14 protein-coding genes are annotated in these 15,396 nt (G+C 60.1%); 3 read left to right on the forward strand and 11 right to left on the reverse strand.

Translation table 11 applies throughout. The annotated features are described in order from the left end of the window. Positions 1 to 12 precede the first annotated feature (12 nt). The 3 genes from JNM28_12065 to JNM28_12075 form a co-directional block, all read right to left on the reverse strand. Positions 13 to 1,890, reverse strand: coding sequence for a cation-translocating P-type ATPase (locus tag JNM28_12065; protein ID MBL8069178.1), 1,878 nt, complete (start codon positions 1,888 to 1,890; stop codon positions 13 to 15). A gap of 70 nt (positions 1,891 to 1,960) precedes the next feature. Beyond that, a complete protein-coding gene (locus JNM28_12070) occupies positions 1,961 to 2,320 on the reverse strand; it encodes a ribonuclease G (protein MBL8069179.1) in 360 nt (119 codons plus the stop codon). A 25-nt stretch (positions 2,321 to 2,345) separates the two neighbouring features. Beyond that, on the reverse strand, positions 2,346 to 3,134 hold the full coding sequence (locus JNM28_12075; GenBank protein MBL8069180.1) for a hypothetical protein: 789 nt from the start codon (positions 3,132 to 3,134) through the stop codon (positions 2,346 to 2,348). A 178-nt stretch (positions 3,135 to 3,312) separates the two neighbouring features. Here JNM28_12075 and JNM28_12080 point away from each other — a divergent pair, with 178 nt between their 5' ends. Further along, positions 3,313 to 4,089 (forward strand): hypothetical protein, encoded by a 777-nt coding sequence (locus JNM28_12080; GenBank protein ID MBL8069181.1) that lies wholly within the window; start codon positions 3,313 to 3,315, stop codon positions 4,087 to 4,089. Position 4,090: 1 nt separating this feature from the next. Here JNM28_12080 and JNM28_12085 read toward each other — a convergent pair whose 3' ends face one another. After that, on the reverse strand, positions 4,091 to 4,669 hold the full coding sequence (locus JNM28_12085; protein ID MBL8069182.1) for a glutathione peroxidase: 579 nt from the start codon (positions 4,667 to 4,669) through the stop codon (positions 4,091 to 4,093). A gap of 73 nt (positions 4,670 to 4,742) precedes the next feature. Here JNM28_12085 and JNM28_12090 point away from each other — a divergent pair, with 73 nt between their 5' ends. Together JNM28_12090 and JNM28_12095 are read left to right on the forward strand one after the other, a co-directional pair. Beyond that, a complete protein-coding gene (locus JNM28_12090) occupies positions 4,743 to 7,049 on the forward strand; it encodes a DUF1592 domain-containing protein (protein MBL8069183.1) in 2,307 nt (768 codons plus the stop codon). Positions 7,050 to 7,060: 11 nt separating this feature from the next. Continuing rightward, positions 7,061 to 8,401, forward strand: coding sequence for a DUF1552 domain-containing protein (locus JNM28_12095; GenBank protein MBL8069184.1), 1,341 nt, complete (start codon positions 7,061 to 7,063; stop codon positions 8,399 to 8,401). A 10-nt stretch (positions 8,402 to 8,411) separates the two neighbouring features. On the opposite strand, the gene JNM28_12100 is transcribed toward JNM28_12095, so the two are convergent. The 7 genes from JNM28_12100 to JNM28_12130 are packed head-to-tail and all read right to left on the reverse strand — an operon-like array spanning position 8,412 to position 15,354. After that, complete coding sequence (locus JNM28_12100; GenBank protein ID MBL8069185.1) at positions 8,412 to 9,266, reverse strand: hypothetical protein; 855 nt, start codon at positions 9,264 to 9,266, stop codon at positions 8,412 to 8,414. Between the two features lie 51 nt (positions 9,267 to 9,317). Further along, positions 9,318 to 9,812, reverse strand: a complete 495-nt coding sequence (locus JNM28_12105) for a hypothetical protein (GenBank protein ID MBL8069186.1) — start codon at positions 9,810 to 9,812, stop codon at positions 9,318 to 9,320. Then, complete coding sequence (locus JNM28_12110; GenBank protein MBL8069187.1) at positions 9,809 to 10,378, reverse strand: SIS domain-containing protein; 570 nt, start codon at positions 10,376 to 10,378, stop codon at positions 9,809 to 9,811. The genes JNM28_12105 and JNM28_12110 overlap by 4 nt, the downstream gene beginning before the upstream one ends. A 5-nt stretch (positions 10,379 to 10,383) precedes the next feature. After that, positions 10,384 to 10,815: a hypothetical protein gene (locus JNM28_12115; GenBank protein ID MBL8069188.1), complete on the reverse strand. Its 432-nt coding sequence runs from the start codon at positions 10,813 to 10,815 to the stop codon at positions 10,384 to 10,386. Continuing rightward, the gene (locus JNM28_12120; GenBank protein MBL8069189.1) at positions 10,812 to 13,505 is read right to left on the reverse strand and encodes a HEAT repeat domain-containing protein; all 2,694 of its coding nucleotides are present in this window, start codon (positions 13,503 to 13,505) and stop codon (positions 10,812 to 10,814) included. Before JNM28_12120 ends, JNM28_12115 begins: the two co-directional genes overlap by 4 nt. Positions 13,506 to 13,517: 12 nt before the next feature. After that, positions 13,518 to 14,600, reverse strand: coding sequence for a hypothetical protein (locus JNM28_12125; GenBank protein MBL8069190.1), 1,083 nt, complete (start codon positions 14,598 to 14,600; stop codon positions 13,518 to 13,520). Further along, a complete protein-coding gene (locus JNM28_12130; GenBank protein ID MBL8069191.1) occupies positions 14,590 to 15,354 on the reverse strand; it encodes a VanZ family protein in 765 nt (254 codons plus the stop codon). The genes JNM28_12125 and JNM28_12130 overlap by 11 nt, the downstream gene beginning before the upstream one ends. Positions 15,355 to 15,396: the final 42 nt, after the last annotated feature.

Consider the following 15,396-nt stretch of genomic DNA (forward strand, 5'->3'; position numbering starts at 1 on the left):
GGCCGCACCGGGTCAGCGCAGCAGGCGCAGCCCATTGAGGATGACGATCAGGGTGGAACCCTCATGGCAAACCACGGCCACTGGCAGCGGCAGGTTGATGAGGAAAGACCCAAAGGTGAGGAAGCAGATCACCGCGCCGGCAAACACCAAGTTTGTGGTGACCACTGCTTTTGTCCGGCGGCCCAACCGGATCAGTTCCGGGATCCGATCCAACCGGTCGTGGCTGAGTACCACGTCGGCCGCTTCCAACGCCACGTCCGACCCGAGGCCACCCATCGCCACGCCCAAGGTGGCCAGGGCCAAACTGGGGGCGTCGTTGACGCCATCGCCGACCATCAGAACCGAACCCTGGTCAGAGAGGGCTTTGATCCTGTTGACCTTGTCTTCCGGCAAGAGCCCGGCCGAGATATCCGTCACCCCGGTGGCCTGCCCTACGGTTTGGGCGGTTTCGGCCTTGTCGCCCGTCAGCATCACCACCTGCCCAACCCCCAACCCTTTGAGATCTTTGACCACGGCCGATGCCTCCGGCCGGATTTCATCGGCGAACCCGAAAACAGCGCGGAACCCCTCCCCGGCCGCAAAAACGGTGGTTTCGCCCTTTGCCTTCCACTCGGCCGCCCGGGATTCCAAGAGTTCGGGGATGTCAAATCCGTTTTCGGTCAGCAAGCGGTCGTTGCCGACCCAGACTTCCCCGCCGCCGACGGTTGCGGAGAGTCCTTTGCCGGGGATGGTCTTGGCATTGTCGGCTTCGGGGATCTCGATGCCAGAGGCTTTGACTTCCCGCACCAAGGCGACGGCGAGCGGGTGGGTCGAATAGTTCTCGGCGGCGGCAACCTTGGCCAAGATGGGGGCTGACGCGCCGGGATCCTCACCCGGCTTCCAGATCGTGCCCCCGATTGCCGCCTCATTCAGCCGCGGGCGGCCCAACGTGAGCGTGCCCGTTTTGTCGAGGGCGACAATTGTGATCGAGGCGGCTTTTTCGATGAACTCTCCCCCCCGGACAAGGATGCCCCTCCGTGCGGCATGGGCAAGGGCAGAAAGCGTGGCCGCCGGAACGGAGATGACGAGGGCGCAGGGGCTCATCCCGACAAGCAAAATGAGGGCGGAGTAGAAGGAAGCCTGCATCCCCTGGCCCAACATCAACCGAATTCCCCAGCTCAGGGCAAATGCCGCCAAGACGACGATGGTGTAGGTTTGCCCGAACCATTGGCTGATCCGTTCGCCGCTCGCCTTGTTTTCTTGGGCGTCTTGGACCAATTCGACGATCCGGTCCAACGCACTGTTGCCCACCTGTTTGGTCACCCGAACCGTGAGCATCCCTTCCAGGTTTTGGGTGCCGCCCATGACCTGCCCGCCCACGGCAGCCGCGACGGGTGCCGATTCTCCCGTCATGGCGCTTTCGTCGATCGAGCTGATTCCGGAGACGATTTCACCATCCGTCGGCAAGCGGTCGAACGGGTTGACTTGGATGAGGTCACCCAGTTGAAGTTGCTCAACCGGGACTTCGACTTTTTGGCCGTCTCGGATGAGGAGGGCGTTTTGTGGCCGGAGCCGCACAAGGGCCTCGATGGCCGACTTGGTTTTGCCGAGGGCGAACTCTTCCAGGGTCGAGCTCAAACTGAACAGGAAAAGGAGGACGGCGGCATCCTCTGGGTGTCCGACTACGATGGCACCGGCAGCAGCAAGAACCATGAGGAGGTTGACATCGAACTGCCGCTCTCGCAAGGATTCCCAGGCTGATTTTAGGGCGAACCAGGATCCGGCGGCGATTGACACATAAGCCGCGGAGCGGAAGGATGGAAACCAGCACACGGCCATCCCAATTCCGCAGATGGCGGTCAGCACGGTTTGCAGGTTGATCCAATCAGGCCGCCGGCTCAAGACTGACACACATTACCCGCTCACCTTTCGGGAAGGGGGTTCTAAGCGCGTTGGCCCAGAACCCCCTCGGTCATTGGGCTTAGCGGTTGCCAGCCGCGCCCGCGGCCGCTAACGCACCCGTCATCATGATGTTGACAATCTGCAGGGCACAGCCGACGCAGAAGATGATGACGCCCCACTTGGCCCAGATGGCCTGGCATTTCTTCATCTCTTCGACATCAGGGAACCGGCCACTTTCCCAGGCGATCTGGTTGCCCTTGATGCCCATGTAAATGGCCATAAAGAACCCGACGCAAGGGATGAGCGAGACCAACCCCAAGTAGTACTTGTGGTTAAGGGCCCAGATCCAGTTCAGAAAGAATGCGCCCCAGTTCCAGCCTCCCAGGTCGGCTTCGGTTGGTTGCGATCCGCGCGGATAGTTGCTTTCCATGTTGTCCATAGTTTTCCTTCCTCAAGTCAGGCGGTTACCGTCCGCCTCGCATAAGTTCTTGAAAAGCCGGGTTGTTCATATTCACGGCCGCCCCGATGACAAAGCCGAGCACTAGGCTTACGATGCCAATGATCATGGCGACCTGTCCGTTCTTGTGCCCTTTCTTTTGTGCCATGTTCCCCAGGACGATTCCAGCGGTGCTGAACAGGCATGGGCAGCAGAGGAGCCCGATGACGGAGCAGATGATCGAGATGATGAATTCTGTGTTGCCCGCGTTCGGGTCGCTGAACTCGCGGGGGTAGTTGGTCGGGCCGGCGCTGTAGCCTTGGGACTGTCCCATCGGCTGGTTGGGGCTGAGGGGGCTGGCGGCCGCCGATGCGGCGGTTGGGAACATGATTCCGGCAACCATCGAAGCGACCACGCGGGCACCGGTGGCGGCATTTTCGAGTTGCGAATTGGGGGAAAGACGGTTGTCGGCCGCCCATTGCGAGAGGGTCGCCACGTCGGCAGGCCCATATTTGGAGCCATCGTTGCCGATGACAAAATACTGGTCGCCGCCCGATGGGGCCGGAGCCATCGCCGGTTGCATCGGCTGCATCGGCTGCATGGGCTGTTGCGGCTGCACAGGCTGCTGCGGCTGCGCCGCCATTCCGCCGCCGAAATTGAGCCCCGGCAGGCTGCCGGCTTGGAGCCGCGAACCGTCAGCCACAGATTCGAGCTCGGTGGCCGGGGTGATCCGCCCTTGGGCGATCCACTCGTTCAACACCTGGATGTCGGCGGGGCCAAATTTCTGCCCGTCATTCCAAATCACGAAGTACTGCATTTTCTCGTCCTCAACCAATCCCGGCCCAAACCGCCAGGGGCATGCGGGCGTTCCCAGTTACGGATTCAGGACGGTCGATCCCCCTGATTCGCTTCCCACCGCCACGCGCGCCACCAACCATCTTGAACCAAACCTATCGCAAAATGCCGCAATTTTGCCGACATAATGGTTAAAGTCGATGGCGTCGCGCAGCTACTTTTCCCGTATCCAACGTTCTCAGACTCCCGGAACGATCGGGCTGATCATCGCCTCCCTGGCTATGTTCATTATTCTGTGGATCCCCCAATTTGGCATTGCCCTAACCCTTGCGCTCGCTTTCGGATACGACCTGGGCAAGCCTTGGCAGCTCTTAACCTACCCCTTTGTCGAGCAAGGCGGATTCGGCCTCGGTCTGATCTTCTATGCGATCATCCTGGTCTGGTTTTACAACTTTGCGGGTGAATTCGAGCGCAAATTCGGCCTCAAATCGCTGCTTGCGCACTTTTTCGTGGCGTCGGCGTGTTGCGGGATTGTGGCGGCCCTTGTCCAACGGGTTGCGCCATCCCCAATCCCTTACCTTTCCAGCTTTTGGCTCCCGACCACTTTCTTCGTGGTCACGGTTTGCGGGATGGATCCGAACCGGTCCATGAGTTTGATGGGGTTCCCATTGACGTTCCGAACCTTGGCGATCCTCGAATTGGCCTTGTGCATTCTTAGTTACGGGATGGGCAACCCGATTTTTGGGATTGCCGTGAGCCTCCCGTTGGCTTTGGGTTGGTTTTACGGCCGGGGGCAACTCGGGAAGCTCTACCCTGGCATGGTCGACCGGGCTAAGCGGAAGAAACATGAGAACCGCGAATTCGACGAATTCCGTGGCAAAGTCCGCAACCGCGAAAAAGAACGGGCGGAGCGCGAACGGCTCCGCCAATTGTTTGAAGGGAGCATCGACCAAGATCCTCCCGGGGCCGAACGGTAACTTACTCGGCCAACGATTTTTCAATCGCCGCTACCACTTCTTCCGATTCCGGTTGAGTCCGGGCGCCGAAGCGGGTCACGGTCTTTCCATCTTTGCCAACCAAGAATTTGGCAAAGTTCCACTCCACGTCGTTTTGGTTGCTTGTGGAATGAACCAGCCACTTGTAGATCGGGTCGGCGTTTTCGCCTTTCACATCGACTTTTGCGAACATCGGAAATTTGACGTGATAGGTGGATTCGCAGAATTCCTTAATCTGGGCTTCGGTTCCGGGCTCTTGGCCGCCGAACTGGTTGCACGGGAACCCAAGCACGACCAATCCTTGATCCTTGTATTTTTCGTAAAGCGCTTCAAGCCCAGCATATTGCGGGGTGTTCCCGCATTTGCTGGCGACGTTGACGATGAGGACGGTTTTGCCGACATATTTTTTCAGCGCAACTTCTTCTCCCATGATGTCTTTGGCTTTGAAGTCGGCCAAGGTGGAATCCTTCATATTCTTTGGTGTCGTCTGTTTTGGCAGGAGCGCATAGGCGACGCCCGCAAAAGCGATCAAGATAGGGATGGAGATCAAAGCGGCTTTCATCATCTGTTGTTAATGATACGAGATGTCTTTGCGTTCCGGCAGCAGATCCATCGTACAATAAGGACTCGGCCCAATGCGCACCGCCCCAATTCTCCCCACCCTTGCGGTTTTCGCGTTCTTAGGGGCGGTTTGGGCCCCGACAAAAGGGGAGCCGAGCCCCCAAGATCCGTATTCGTCGCTAGACAAGCAGTATAAGGCCGATGTCGGCAAGTTGTTCGACACGTACTGCATGGACTGCCACTCGGGCAAAAATCCGCCAGCCGGCCTGGATTTTGAAAAATTCACCTCGGCGAAATCGGTGGCCGGCGCGCCAAAGCTGTTCCAAAAAGTCGTCCAGAACATCCGCAGCCAGGTGATGCCCCCGATGGATCCCTCGCCCACTTTGGATGAGCGGAACCGCATGGCGGACTGGATCTTTAGGGCCCTGAGCTTGGACGGCACTGCCGAGCAGCCGGGCCGAGTCACGATCCGGCGGCTCAACCGGACGGAATACAACTACGTGCTCCGAGACCTGCTGTACATCGACGGTGATTTCAGCAAAGATTTCCCGAGCGACGATGTCGGCTACGGGTTCGACAACATCGGCGACGTCTTGACATTGACCCCCCTCCACATCGACATGTATTTGAAAGCGGCTCGGTCGGCCGTTGAAAAGGCGGTTGTGGTGGCCAAACCGAAAATCCGGACAGCCTCCCTGGAAAAAGGCCGGTATGCCGAGCCGAACCGCATGGCTGAGGACGGGTTCGTGTTTTTAACGAACGGTGACTTTGTCTATGACTTCCCCGATTGCGCCCCTGGCGATTACGAGTTGCGGCTCGCGATGGGGGCTTCGGCGATTGCGGTCGGGCCGGCGATCGTCGAGGTTTACATCAACCGACAGCTCCTCCAGCGGATCCAGATCACCAAACCGGGTTTGAACGATATCGGGATCCCAATCCGGCTCCCGGCCGGGACGGCCACGGTCGGCCTGCGCTTCACCAACGACTATTACAACGCCAACGATCCCAACCCTGACCGCCGGGATCGCAACGTGCTGCTGCAAGCGATGACGTTGGATGGGCCGCAAGGCCTTTCCGGGGAAATCCCGGATTCCCACCGGCGCCTGTTGATCGCTTTTCCGACGGCAACCAAAAACCACATGGCGGCCGCTCGGGAGGTTCTGGACCGGTTTGCCTCGCGGGCCTATCGAAGGCCGGTCACCGCTGACGAATCTAACCGGCTTTTGGCCATCTATCAACTTGTGCGGGACAACGGTGACACTTATGAGCAGGGCATCCGAATCGGCATGGAGGCCGTGCTCGTCAACCCCAACTTCTTGTTCCGGGTTGAGTTGGATTCTTCTGCCGGCCCTCGGGAGCTCAGCGGGATCGAACTGGCGTCTCGGCTTAGCTTCTTCCTTTGGCGGTCGATGCCGGACGAAACCTTGGCCAAGCTTGGCGAAAGTGGTCAATTGAAAGACCCCAAGACCTTGGTTGCCCAAGTTAACCGGATGTTGGCCGACCCAAAGGCCGTCCGGTTTTCCCAGGACTTCTCCTCACAATGGCTCGAGATTGGGAGACTGGCCGAGCACACGGCCGATCCCGCTCAATTCCCCGGGTTCGATGATCAGCTTAAAGGCGACATGGCCCAGGAGGTCACGTTGTATTTCCAAGATATGTTGGCAAACAGCCGTCCGGTCACGGAGTTCCTCGAAGGAAAATCGACATACCTGAACTTCCGGCTTGCGCGGCATTACCAAATCCCCGGCGACTTCGACGAAGTGTTCCGCCGGGTCGACGTCTCGGCCAACCATCGAGGCGGGATCCTGGGAATGGGGGCCTTGCTCACGGCGACCAGCAACCCAAACCGGACTTCCCCGGTCAAACGGGGCAAGTTCATCATGGATCAACTTTTGGGCTCTGGCCCCCCGCCACCCCCGCCAAACGTCGGCGTGCTCGACGAAAGCAAAGAAGCGATCACCTCAACCCGGATCCGTGAGAGGCTGGCCCAACACCGGAAGGATCCCGCTTGTGCCAGCTGCCACCGCCCGTTGGACGGCTACGGGTTCACGCTCGAGAATTTCGATGCGGTCGGGGTCTTCCGCACGCAAGATGGGTCATTCCCCGTCGATGCGGCGGGGGAACTGCCCGGGGGGCGGTCGGCCGTTGGGTTAGACGGGCTCAAGGGTGAACTCAGGAGCCGGAACATGGACTTCGTACGCACGCTGACGGGGAAACTTTTGATGTTCTCGCTCGGGCGCGGCATGACGCCGAGTGACGAGGTTTGGGCGAATGCGGTTGCCAAAAAGCTCGGAAAAGACGCCACCCTGCCAAAAATCATCACAGAAATTATCCTGAGCGATTCGTTCCGGAAACGACCAGCCAAACAAGCCGTACAATGAGTAAGCCCGCCATGGATCAAAAGATCAGCCGACGCACCATTCTCCGGGGAGCCGGGGCCTTGGTTTCACTGCCGTTTTTGGAAAGTGTCGCCCCGCGGGCAGCGTTTGGGTCTACCGTGCCATCCCGCCCGGTTCGCATGGCGTTCATGTTCGTCCCCAATGGAATCAACATGGATCACTGGCGGCCAGCGGCACCCGGCCGCCTTGGCGAACTTCCGAGCACCCTGACTTCGCTCAACGGCTTGAAAAGCGAATTCAGCGTGATCAGCGGGCTGAGCCAAATGAAGGCCTTTGCCAACGGCGACGGTCCTGGCGACCACGCCCGGTCGGCCGCCACTTGGCTGACCGGTGTCCAGGCCCGGAAAACCGCCGGCACCGACATCCAATGCGGGATTTCGGTTGACCAAGTTGCGGCGAATGAGCTGGGCAAGCTGACCAAATTCGCCAGCTTGGAATTGGGCTGCGAGCGCGGCGCCCTCGCCGGCAATTGCGACTCCGGCTACTCCTGCGCCTATTCGAGCGCGATTTCTTGGCGGTCGGAAAATACTCCCAACTCCAAAGAAGCCAACCCACGCGTCCTGTTTGAGCGGCTGTTCGGGTCGCCGGACGACATCGAAACGGCGGAAGCTAGGGCCAAGCGCCAAAAATATGACCTCTCCATTCTCGACTTTGTCAGTCAGGATGCCGAAGCCCTCCACAAAAAGCTGGGCACGCGCGACCAACAAAAGGTCGAGGAGTATTTCAGTTCCATCCGGGATATCGAAGCCCGCCTGAAGAACTACGAATCCCAGGCCAAACAAATGAATCTGGATGGGTTGCAGGTTCCCCGCGGCACGCCCCAAGACCGGGGCGAGCACATCCGGCTGATGGGCGACATGATGGTTCTAGCCTTCCAGGCCGACCTGACCCGGATTTCGACCTTCATGTTTGCCAACGAAGGCAGCAACCGCGCCTACAAGGAACTCGGAATCGCTGATGGACACCACGACATCAGCCACCACGGGAATGCCGAGGACAAGCTGGCGAAGAAAGCCCAAATCGATCGGTACCACTTGGATCAATTCGCATACATCCTGGACCGCATGTCAAAAATCGACGACGGCAACGGAACCCTGCTGGACAACTCGCTGATCTTGTTTGGCGGGGGGATCAGCGACGGCAACCGGCACAACCACGACGACCTCCCCCTGATCTTGGCGGGGCGCGGCGGCGGCGGCGTGCCCGTGGGCCAGCACTTGGTTTACAACAACCGAACCCCTCTCACCAATCTGTTCTTGAACATGCTGGACAAAGTGGGAGTCCGCATGGACCACCTTGGAGATTCAACCGGGAAACTCCAAGGTCTGTTCTAAGGCCGACCCGTCAGAACTTTTCGGTTTCGGCCGTCCACACCATGACCGGGGTGCCCATATTGGCGCGGATCGTCCGGCCCTTGAAAATCCCGCGGACTTTGTGATCCACGCTTGAGACGAGGTCGCTTACTTCGCCGACCGCTTGGGCAAGTAATACGGCTTGGGCGCCTTGCATCGATCCGGTGTCGTTGTCGGCCATCGCCCCCAAAACCTGGTCAAGAGTCAGCCCGGATGTTGGATTTTCGGAGAGCTGCTTGGACTTTTCCATGCCGAGCCGGTCGGCCAGGTTTTTGAACTGCGCCTGCCCATCTGCCATCCCTTTTCCATCGACCGCGCTTTTGGCAATCCCGATCAAGGCGTCGCGCGCACCCGGGTCGTTCCATAGGTTATCAACCTTTGCCGCGTTCAATCGCTCGGCAGTGTTCTCTTGGGTGAAGATGTAGGTAAATTCTCCTTTTTCTAGGGAGATCGGGATTTTCCGCCCCCCTTGCAGGATGATGTACTTGAGCGTGATCTCGAGCCGGGCCGGCCGGTTGGTCACCGCCCCCAGCAAACTGGCTCCGCGAGATTTGGACACCTCGGCAACTGCCTTGGTGCCGAGAGGAATCACCGTTTTGCCCTGGATGACGACGTCTTTCAGCACGGCCATATCGACCGTTTCACCCTCTTTTGTTCCGCCTGCGTCGATTCCTTCAAGCAGAATCAACTCAACCGGCGTGCCTTTGGGCAGCGACACCGGAGCCGGCTTGGAACTCCCGGCAATGGCCTTTTCCCACGGCATGTGACCAGTGTTGGCTTGGGCCCATACAACATAGCCGAATCCGGAAAGAACTGCAATCCCGGCGAATGCCTTCCACCACTTCATCGCTTTACCTAAGGTTCAAACGCGCCAGGCCGCGCATCGGTTGCCAACGGCTCAGCGCGGCGAAAGGATTTGGACTTCGGCCCGCGAACCTGCACCCTGGTCTCCGACCACTGTGACGATGGCCGACTTGCCATCTTTGAGCGTCCCCACCAAGAGCGTCCCGGTTTTGCCCGATGGCTTGCCTTTGGCTTTCATTTCCTTTTCATAGAACCGGACCACATTTTCTTGCGGGTCGCTGGTCAACAACGTATAGAACACGGTCACCGATTTCGGGTCGGTTTTGCGGTAGGCGGTGTCGGCCTTGGCCACCGAACCGGGGTAGAGGGTCAACCCGTATTGCGCGAGATCTTGGTCGGGGAGGAGTTCGGTTGTGCTGCCATCGGCCCCTTCGATCTTCTGTGTCCCTTTCGCCTGGTTTGAAAACTGTTCACGGCGCAGGCCGGCACGGCGGGCCGCCTCTTCCGGAGTGACCTGTTTGGAAACCGGGGCGGGGGCACATCCGGCAATGCCCGCCACGGCCAAGACGGCGAAAAGGATCGGCTTCATGTGTTGAACAACAGACGTTCCACACCGGCAATGAGGATGTGGACGACCTTGATATGGAGTTCTTGGACCCGGTCGGCGTATTGTCCACCGGGCGTGGCAAGGCAAAGGTCGCACCGTGCCGCCAACGGGCTATCTGCCTTGCCGGTGAGTCCAAGGACGGTGACGCCGGCGGCCTTGGCGGCTTCGGCGGCGGCCAAGATGTTTTTGCTCGAACCGCTGGTGGAGAACAAGACGAGCACGTCGCCCGGTTTGCAGTGCGCCTGCACGGCCCGGCTGTAAACGTGTTCGAATCCATAGTCGTTGCCGACACAGGTGAGGTAGCCGGGATCAGAAAAGGCAATGGCGGCCAGGGCGGGGCGGTCGTGCCGGTACCGCCCGCTGAGTTCTTCGGCAAAGTGCATGGCGTCGCACATGGAACCGCCGTTCCCTGCCGACCAGACTCGGCCGCCCGACCGCAGGCAGTCGGCCACCATGCCGATCCCTTGTTCGATTTTGGAAAGCGCAGCCTCGTCAGTGATCAGGTTTGCAAGGGCCGCTTGAGCTTGCATCAGTTCCTCCAACACCATCGATCTCACAGGCCCAATCTCCTCTGAAGTGATTCTTGCAACATCCGGTCGGATTCTGGGTCATAGGGTTTGGCGATGGCCCAGTCATCGAGCCAGATCGGCTTGGTCCGAACCACCTCGGGCTCATCGACCCAACGCGGGATGGCGTGGGCATGGAGCGCCGGTTCTTGGTTGCCTAGGATTTCATAATTGACCCGGTCCGCCCCGGTTTCGGCGAGGATCGCATCACCGAGCCGCCCCAAATCGGCCCAGAATTTGGCCCGCGCCTCTGCATCCAATTCGTTGAGGTGCCCGACAACGGGGTCTGGATAGAGGAGGCAGTACCCCGCCCGAATCTGGGGATCGCCCAGGACGGCCCAGCCCGAGGGCATCCGGCCAAGGCAACGCGCCAGTGTTCCGGCTCGGCACTCTTCGACGAATCGGTGGATTGCTGTCATGGTCGAACCTGTTTGGCGACCCGGGCCACGTTGGGCAGCGGGTCTTTGACGAGAGCGACAAACGCTTCCCGATACTGTTCCGGACACCTGCCATTGAGTTCCAAGAGCGCGGTGATGCGGACTCCGGGGCGGGGGTCGCTGAGGGCCGCCCCGACGACATCAAGGCTGTTAAACATATTGAGGCGGCTCATGATGACGACGCCTGTCCGGGCTTTGCGCTCATCGGCCTCGGAAATCAAAACCTTCCCCAAGGCCTCGGCCTGTTGCGGACTGGTCAACACCAACCGGATGGCCGCATCCTTGACAAAGGGGTCGGGGGAATCCACATAGTTTGCCGCCGTCCCGACCGAACTGGGGTCACCGATTTCTGCGAGAGCGGCCATGGCGGTCCGTTGGGTGATGGGGTCGGCCTGGAAGAGCGTAGGCAGGATGGCATCGACGCAGCCCCGGGCTTTGAGGGTTCCGGCCGCCCGGATGGCAAGGTCGCGCAGAGCCGGCTTTTCTTTGATGACCCGCGGGAGGATTGCGGCGATATCGGCGATGTTGCCTTCAGCCCCGATCCTGATCACGGCTTCGAGTTCCTTATCGTTGCCGCCCAATGCTTTCCGCCCGAGCGCAGCCACGGCGTCGATTCCAATCCCATTGACGATTCGGGCCCAAGCGCGGACAGCCAAGCGGTCGACAGAGGCAAGCCGATTGGCCACCATCCATTCAAAGGCGGGAAGCCCGATCCCGATCAATTGGTTGACAGAGTCGTCCACCGCCTTTTGCGATGAGCCGACACGCCATCCGGTTGCGGTTTCATAGAGTTTTGCAATTTCCGAGTCCGCCGGTTTGGGAATGGATCCGGGGGCAGGTGGCGGCGCCGGTGCCTCCGATGGCCCTGGCCTTTGGGTTGTGGGCTCGTCGCTTCTGATCGCGGTTTGGGGGGCAACGACGGCCGCCCCATTGGACATACCACCGGGATACAGGTCGTCGCCATCAAGGTCGACGAACACGCCGAGCGACATCATCGACCGAGCCGCCTGGGCAAACCCGGGCTCCCCGGAATACCGGTCGATCCCGCCGGAATCGACAAAGATCCCGATCCCGTTGCTCACCCCGGTACCTGGCCGGGCATCGCGGGCGGCGTAGACATCATTGCCAGACCGATCGAGGAAAAAGGCCAAACCGTAGTCGTGCCCAATCCCTTGGGCCGCGCCGAACTGGGTCAGGTAGCCGTCATCCCCAGACAAGTCGAATAGGTAGGCGCTTGTCAAATGCATCGCGCTCGATTGGGCATAGTGGTAGGCGCGATAGTTGTCATGCCCTCCGGCATCGTAGAGCGAACCCAGCGAAAACCAGTAGCTGGCCGCCTGGCAATAAGTTTCCCCCAGATAGTTGTCATTTCCTGCGCCATCTGTGAGCAGACCGACACCGCCCGGCACGCCCCCCGCATCGTCCCGGAACCCCATCCCAAAGCCTTGGGCCTCCGAATAGTAGACATCGTCGAACAAGGGGGAGTTCAAGATGAGGCCCCCGGCCTGGTACAAGTCGTCGCCTTTTCCGTCAACCAACCACCCGAGCCCCTGGCTTCGTCCCACCCCTTGGCCCATCACGCCGATCTTATACAAATCGTCTCCGCCGGAATCGGAAAGGATGCCCAGGCCGAACATGCCAAAACCCTCACCGACCGATGACATCCGGTAGTAGTCGTTGCCTGCAGACTTTAACAAAACCCCAACCCCGGCAATCCCAGACCCAAAGTTGACGTTCTGACCTTCAAACCTATCGTCACCACCTTCATCGATGGCAATGCCGACTCCCAAAACCCCAGCCCCGACGCTGAGGTCGGGAACGCGGTAAGTGTCGTTGCCACCCAGGTCGATGAGCACCGACGTGTACCCCACCCCTGCACCATGCCGACCAGAGTAGGAATCGTCCCCGCCGAGGTCGATGGTGATCCGCGCGTCTCGCTCACCGTGGGAATCGGGTCCCACCCCGCCCACGACAACCGGCAGACCGGCGATGGTGTATCGGTTCTTCCCGGTCATGTCCCACTTACCCGCCTTTAATTTGGCCGATGCCTCTTGTGCGGCGGAAAGCACCGAGAGCCCCGCCCGGCAAATCAGGCCCAGGTCGACTTTTTTCAAGAGTTCCTGGCAACCCTCGATCGGCAGGACGGGCCCTTGGACATAGGAAATTGCGATGGAGCGGTCATCAGGCGCGAGCGCCGAAAGGCTCTCGATGAGTTGGCGTTGCTCTGATGGGGTCAGGGCAGAAACCGCTTTTCGGATGGCCGCATCGGCTGAGACCAAGGTTTCGGCAAGTGGCCGGATGGCGGCCAGTAGTTCTTCAGGGCAATTGCTGGTTTCGCCCGGGGGCACGGCAGGGATCGGGTCGCTCAGGGGGATTCCCGTCGCCGGGGTGACAACCTCGGCAAACACCTGCTTCCAATCCCGCGAGATCCCGAGGCGGTGGCAGTGCATGAGCTTGCCGCTGAATCCCATTGGGTCGCCCATCCCGTCGCGGATCCAATCGCTGAGTGCCATGGTCCGGAAAGGAGACCGGTCGCTTTTGAGGTCGTCCAACCGAAAATTGGCAAGATAGAGGGCGTCTTCAAGCCCGCGAACCTCCCGTTCGTCCAATTGGGCAGCCGCCATGCCGACAAGGCTTAGCGCGAGAACGGCCATCAGGGCTCGAGGCACCATCAATTGGCTAGTCTAACCGATGGACGGGTTCATGAGTTTGGCGACGGCTTGGGCAAGCGGGATTGACCGCAAGCGGGGCTCATCCAATGCCCTGGCGTCGAACGGGATTTGGTTGGGGGCCGCGGACGGCCCGATCATCAATCCGAGCCCCCCTGGGCAAAGGATGCCCACACGGATATGTCCAGCTTTGCGGATCGATTCCGCCAGGGGTTCCCAACCGAACCTGTCGAAACGGTTCAGGGCGAACTCGGCTTCCTCTGCCCGACCATCCAGCGACGCGGCTAATTTTTGGTCGATGAGGATGTCCGTTCCTTCCCCGCGGGCATGGGCGGCCACGGCCGATTCCGAAACGTGGATGCCGTCCCGGAATCCCTGTCGGGGCGCATGCCGGTAACCCGCCAAATTCGCCAGACCGGCTGCATAGAGCGAATCCGAATAAAGCGTGGCCGATTCACCTCGGGCGAGGGCCAGGTTCGGCAATTTGGGCATGAACCCAAAGCTGTGAGGCCAAAGGAGATTCGCTTTTGGCATTCCCTCGCCTTCCCGGATGCGGTTGAATTCCAAGCCATCCAACAGATTGAGCGAATCATCGATGAGTTGCCGCAGGGCCGGCTCGCCATCCCCTTGGGGCAAGTGCCGAGTATAGGTTTCTCCGAGGACTTCGCCAACTTTTTGGCAATGGATATCCAAAGATCCCCGTTCCCAAACCAGGGCGTGGACCGTGTCCTCACCGGGGATCGGAGTCAACGTTTTGGTGGCCAGTCGGGTGAATTGGGCGGTGGCTTCAGCCAGTTCGGAAGGCGGGATATGGCCGACCTCGCCAACGATTCCATCAGCGTCCACCGAGAGCAGGGTTAACTCAAAGCACACGCTCCGCTCTGGCGGTTCGATTTTGAGTGCGGCGGCGATCAGCGGGCCGTTTGCAGCCTCTTGCGCACCGTCCAGTCCGAGGAGGGCCAGCCGGCTATCAAGCGGCCCGATCCGGACGACCTCGCCGTAGCCGGCAAGCTGCTGCAATCCAGGCAGGAGGCTTTGCCAGACCGGCTCTTGTCCTTGGGTCATCGCCCCAGGGAAAATCCACACCTTAGCCGGCATTTTTGGGTCTCCGGTTGGCCAGCCAAAACACGAACAAAAACGCACTCATGCCACAAAAATCCAAGACGACATCCGCAACTTGGCCGGTGCGTGTGCCCGGCGAGAACCGTTGTTGGTATTCATCAAAGACCGCGATTGGCAAAGCCCACAGGTAGGCGAACAACACCGACCTGGACAAGTTGCCCGAAACCCTCAGGGCCACGTGGGCGGTGGCCAGCGCGGTCGTCCCGTATCCTATGAAGTGGAGCGACTTCCTCGTCGCGACGACGTAGTTTTGTGCGGTCTGCCACTCGCTGGCCGGCAGTCCGAACAGTCGCAAGTAGAAGTCTTGGAGCCAAGGGGTTGCCCCTTTTGGGCCGCTGGCATAGGCGATGAACAGCCCGAATCCGGTCGCCAAGACCAGGGCCAGGAGCCAAACCATCCCTTGCTGGCCCCGGAGGTTCCACACTAACACGCCGGCCAAAACCGCCAATCCGGCGACCGTCACCAACCAGGTGCGCCCAGGCACCAGTTCGACCATAGGATGCCCCACCGCCCACAAAAGCAAAAAGATGGCGCCATAGGCAAATACAAACAGGGCATGGTTGCGGAACGGAAGGCTTTCGCGGAACCCGGCCACGACCAGGCCGAGCACCAGGATCAACAACAGCGGGGCCTGGATTTGCAGGCCCATCGATCCCCATTTGGCCGACTGCAAAACGGCGAGCAGGGCAAACGCCCCTGCCGCCCACCACCGTAGGTTGCCGTTATCCACAGGATCATCCTACCGGGCAGCCGACAAGGGGCATAATCCCGA

Source organism: Armatimonadota bacterium (assembly GCA_016789105.1).
Taxonomy (GTDB): Bacteria; Armatimonadota; Fimbriimonadia; order Fimbriimonadales; family Fimbriimonadaceae; genus UphvI-Ar2.

Coding starts and splice junctions, on each gene's coding strand:
- JNM28_12100 (MBL8069185.1), bottom strand. CDS start 9,266: ATGAAGTGGTGGAAGGCATTCGCCGGGATTGCAGTTCTTTCCGGATTC.
- JNM28_12095 (MBL8069184.1), top strand. CDS start 7,061: ATGGATCAAAAGATCAGCCGACGCACCATTCTCCGGGGAGCCGGGGCC.
- JNM28_12085 (MBL8069182.1), bottom strand. CDS start 4,669: ATGAAAGCCGCTTTGATCTCCATCCCTATCTTGATCGCTTTTGCGGGC.
- JNM28_12075 (MBL8069180.1), bottom strand. CDS start 3,134: ATGCAGTACTTCGTGATTTGGAATGACGGGCAGAAATTTGGCCCCGCC.
- JNM28_12090 (MBL8069183.1), top strand. CDS start 4,743: ATGCGCACCGCCCCAATTCTCCCCACCCTTGCGGTTTTCGCGTTCTTA.
- JNM28_12080 (MBL8069181.1), top strand. CDS start 3,313: ATGGCGTCGCGCAGCTACTTTTCCCGTATCCAACGTTCTCAGACTCCC.
- JNM28_12070 (MBL8069179.1), bottom strand. CDS start 2,320: ATGGACAACATGGAAAGCAACTATCCGCGCGGATCGCAACCAACCGAA.
- JNM28_12110 (MBL8069187.1), bottom strand. CDS start 10,378: ATGGTGTTGGAGGAACTGATGCAAGCTCAAGCGGCCCTTGCAAACCTG.
- JNM28_12115 (MBL8069188.1), bottom strand. CDS start 10,815: ATGACAGCAATCCACCGATTCGTCGAAGAGTGCCGAGCCGGAACACTG.
- JNM28_12120 (MBL8069189.1), bottom strand. CDS start 13,505: ATGGTGCCTCGAGCCCTGATGGCCGTTCTCGCGCTAAGCCTTGTCGGC.
- JNM28_12125 (MBL8069190.1), bottom strand. CDS start 14,600: ATGCCGGCTAAGGTGTGGATTTTCCCTGGGGCGATGACCCAAGGACAA.
- JNM28_12105 (MBL8069186.1), bottom strand. CDS start 9,812: ATGAAGCCGATCCTTTTCGCCGTCTTGGCCGTGGCGGGCATTGCCGGA.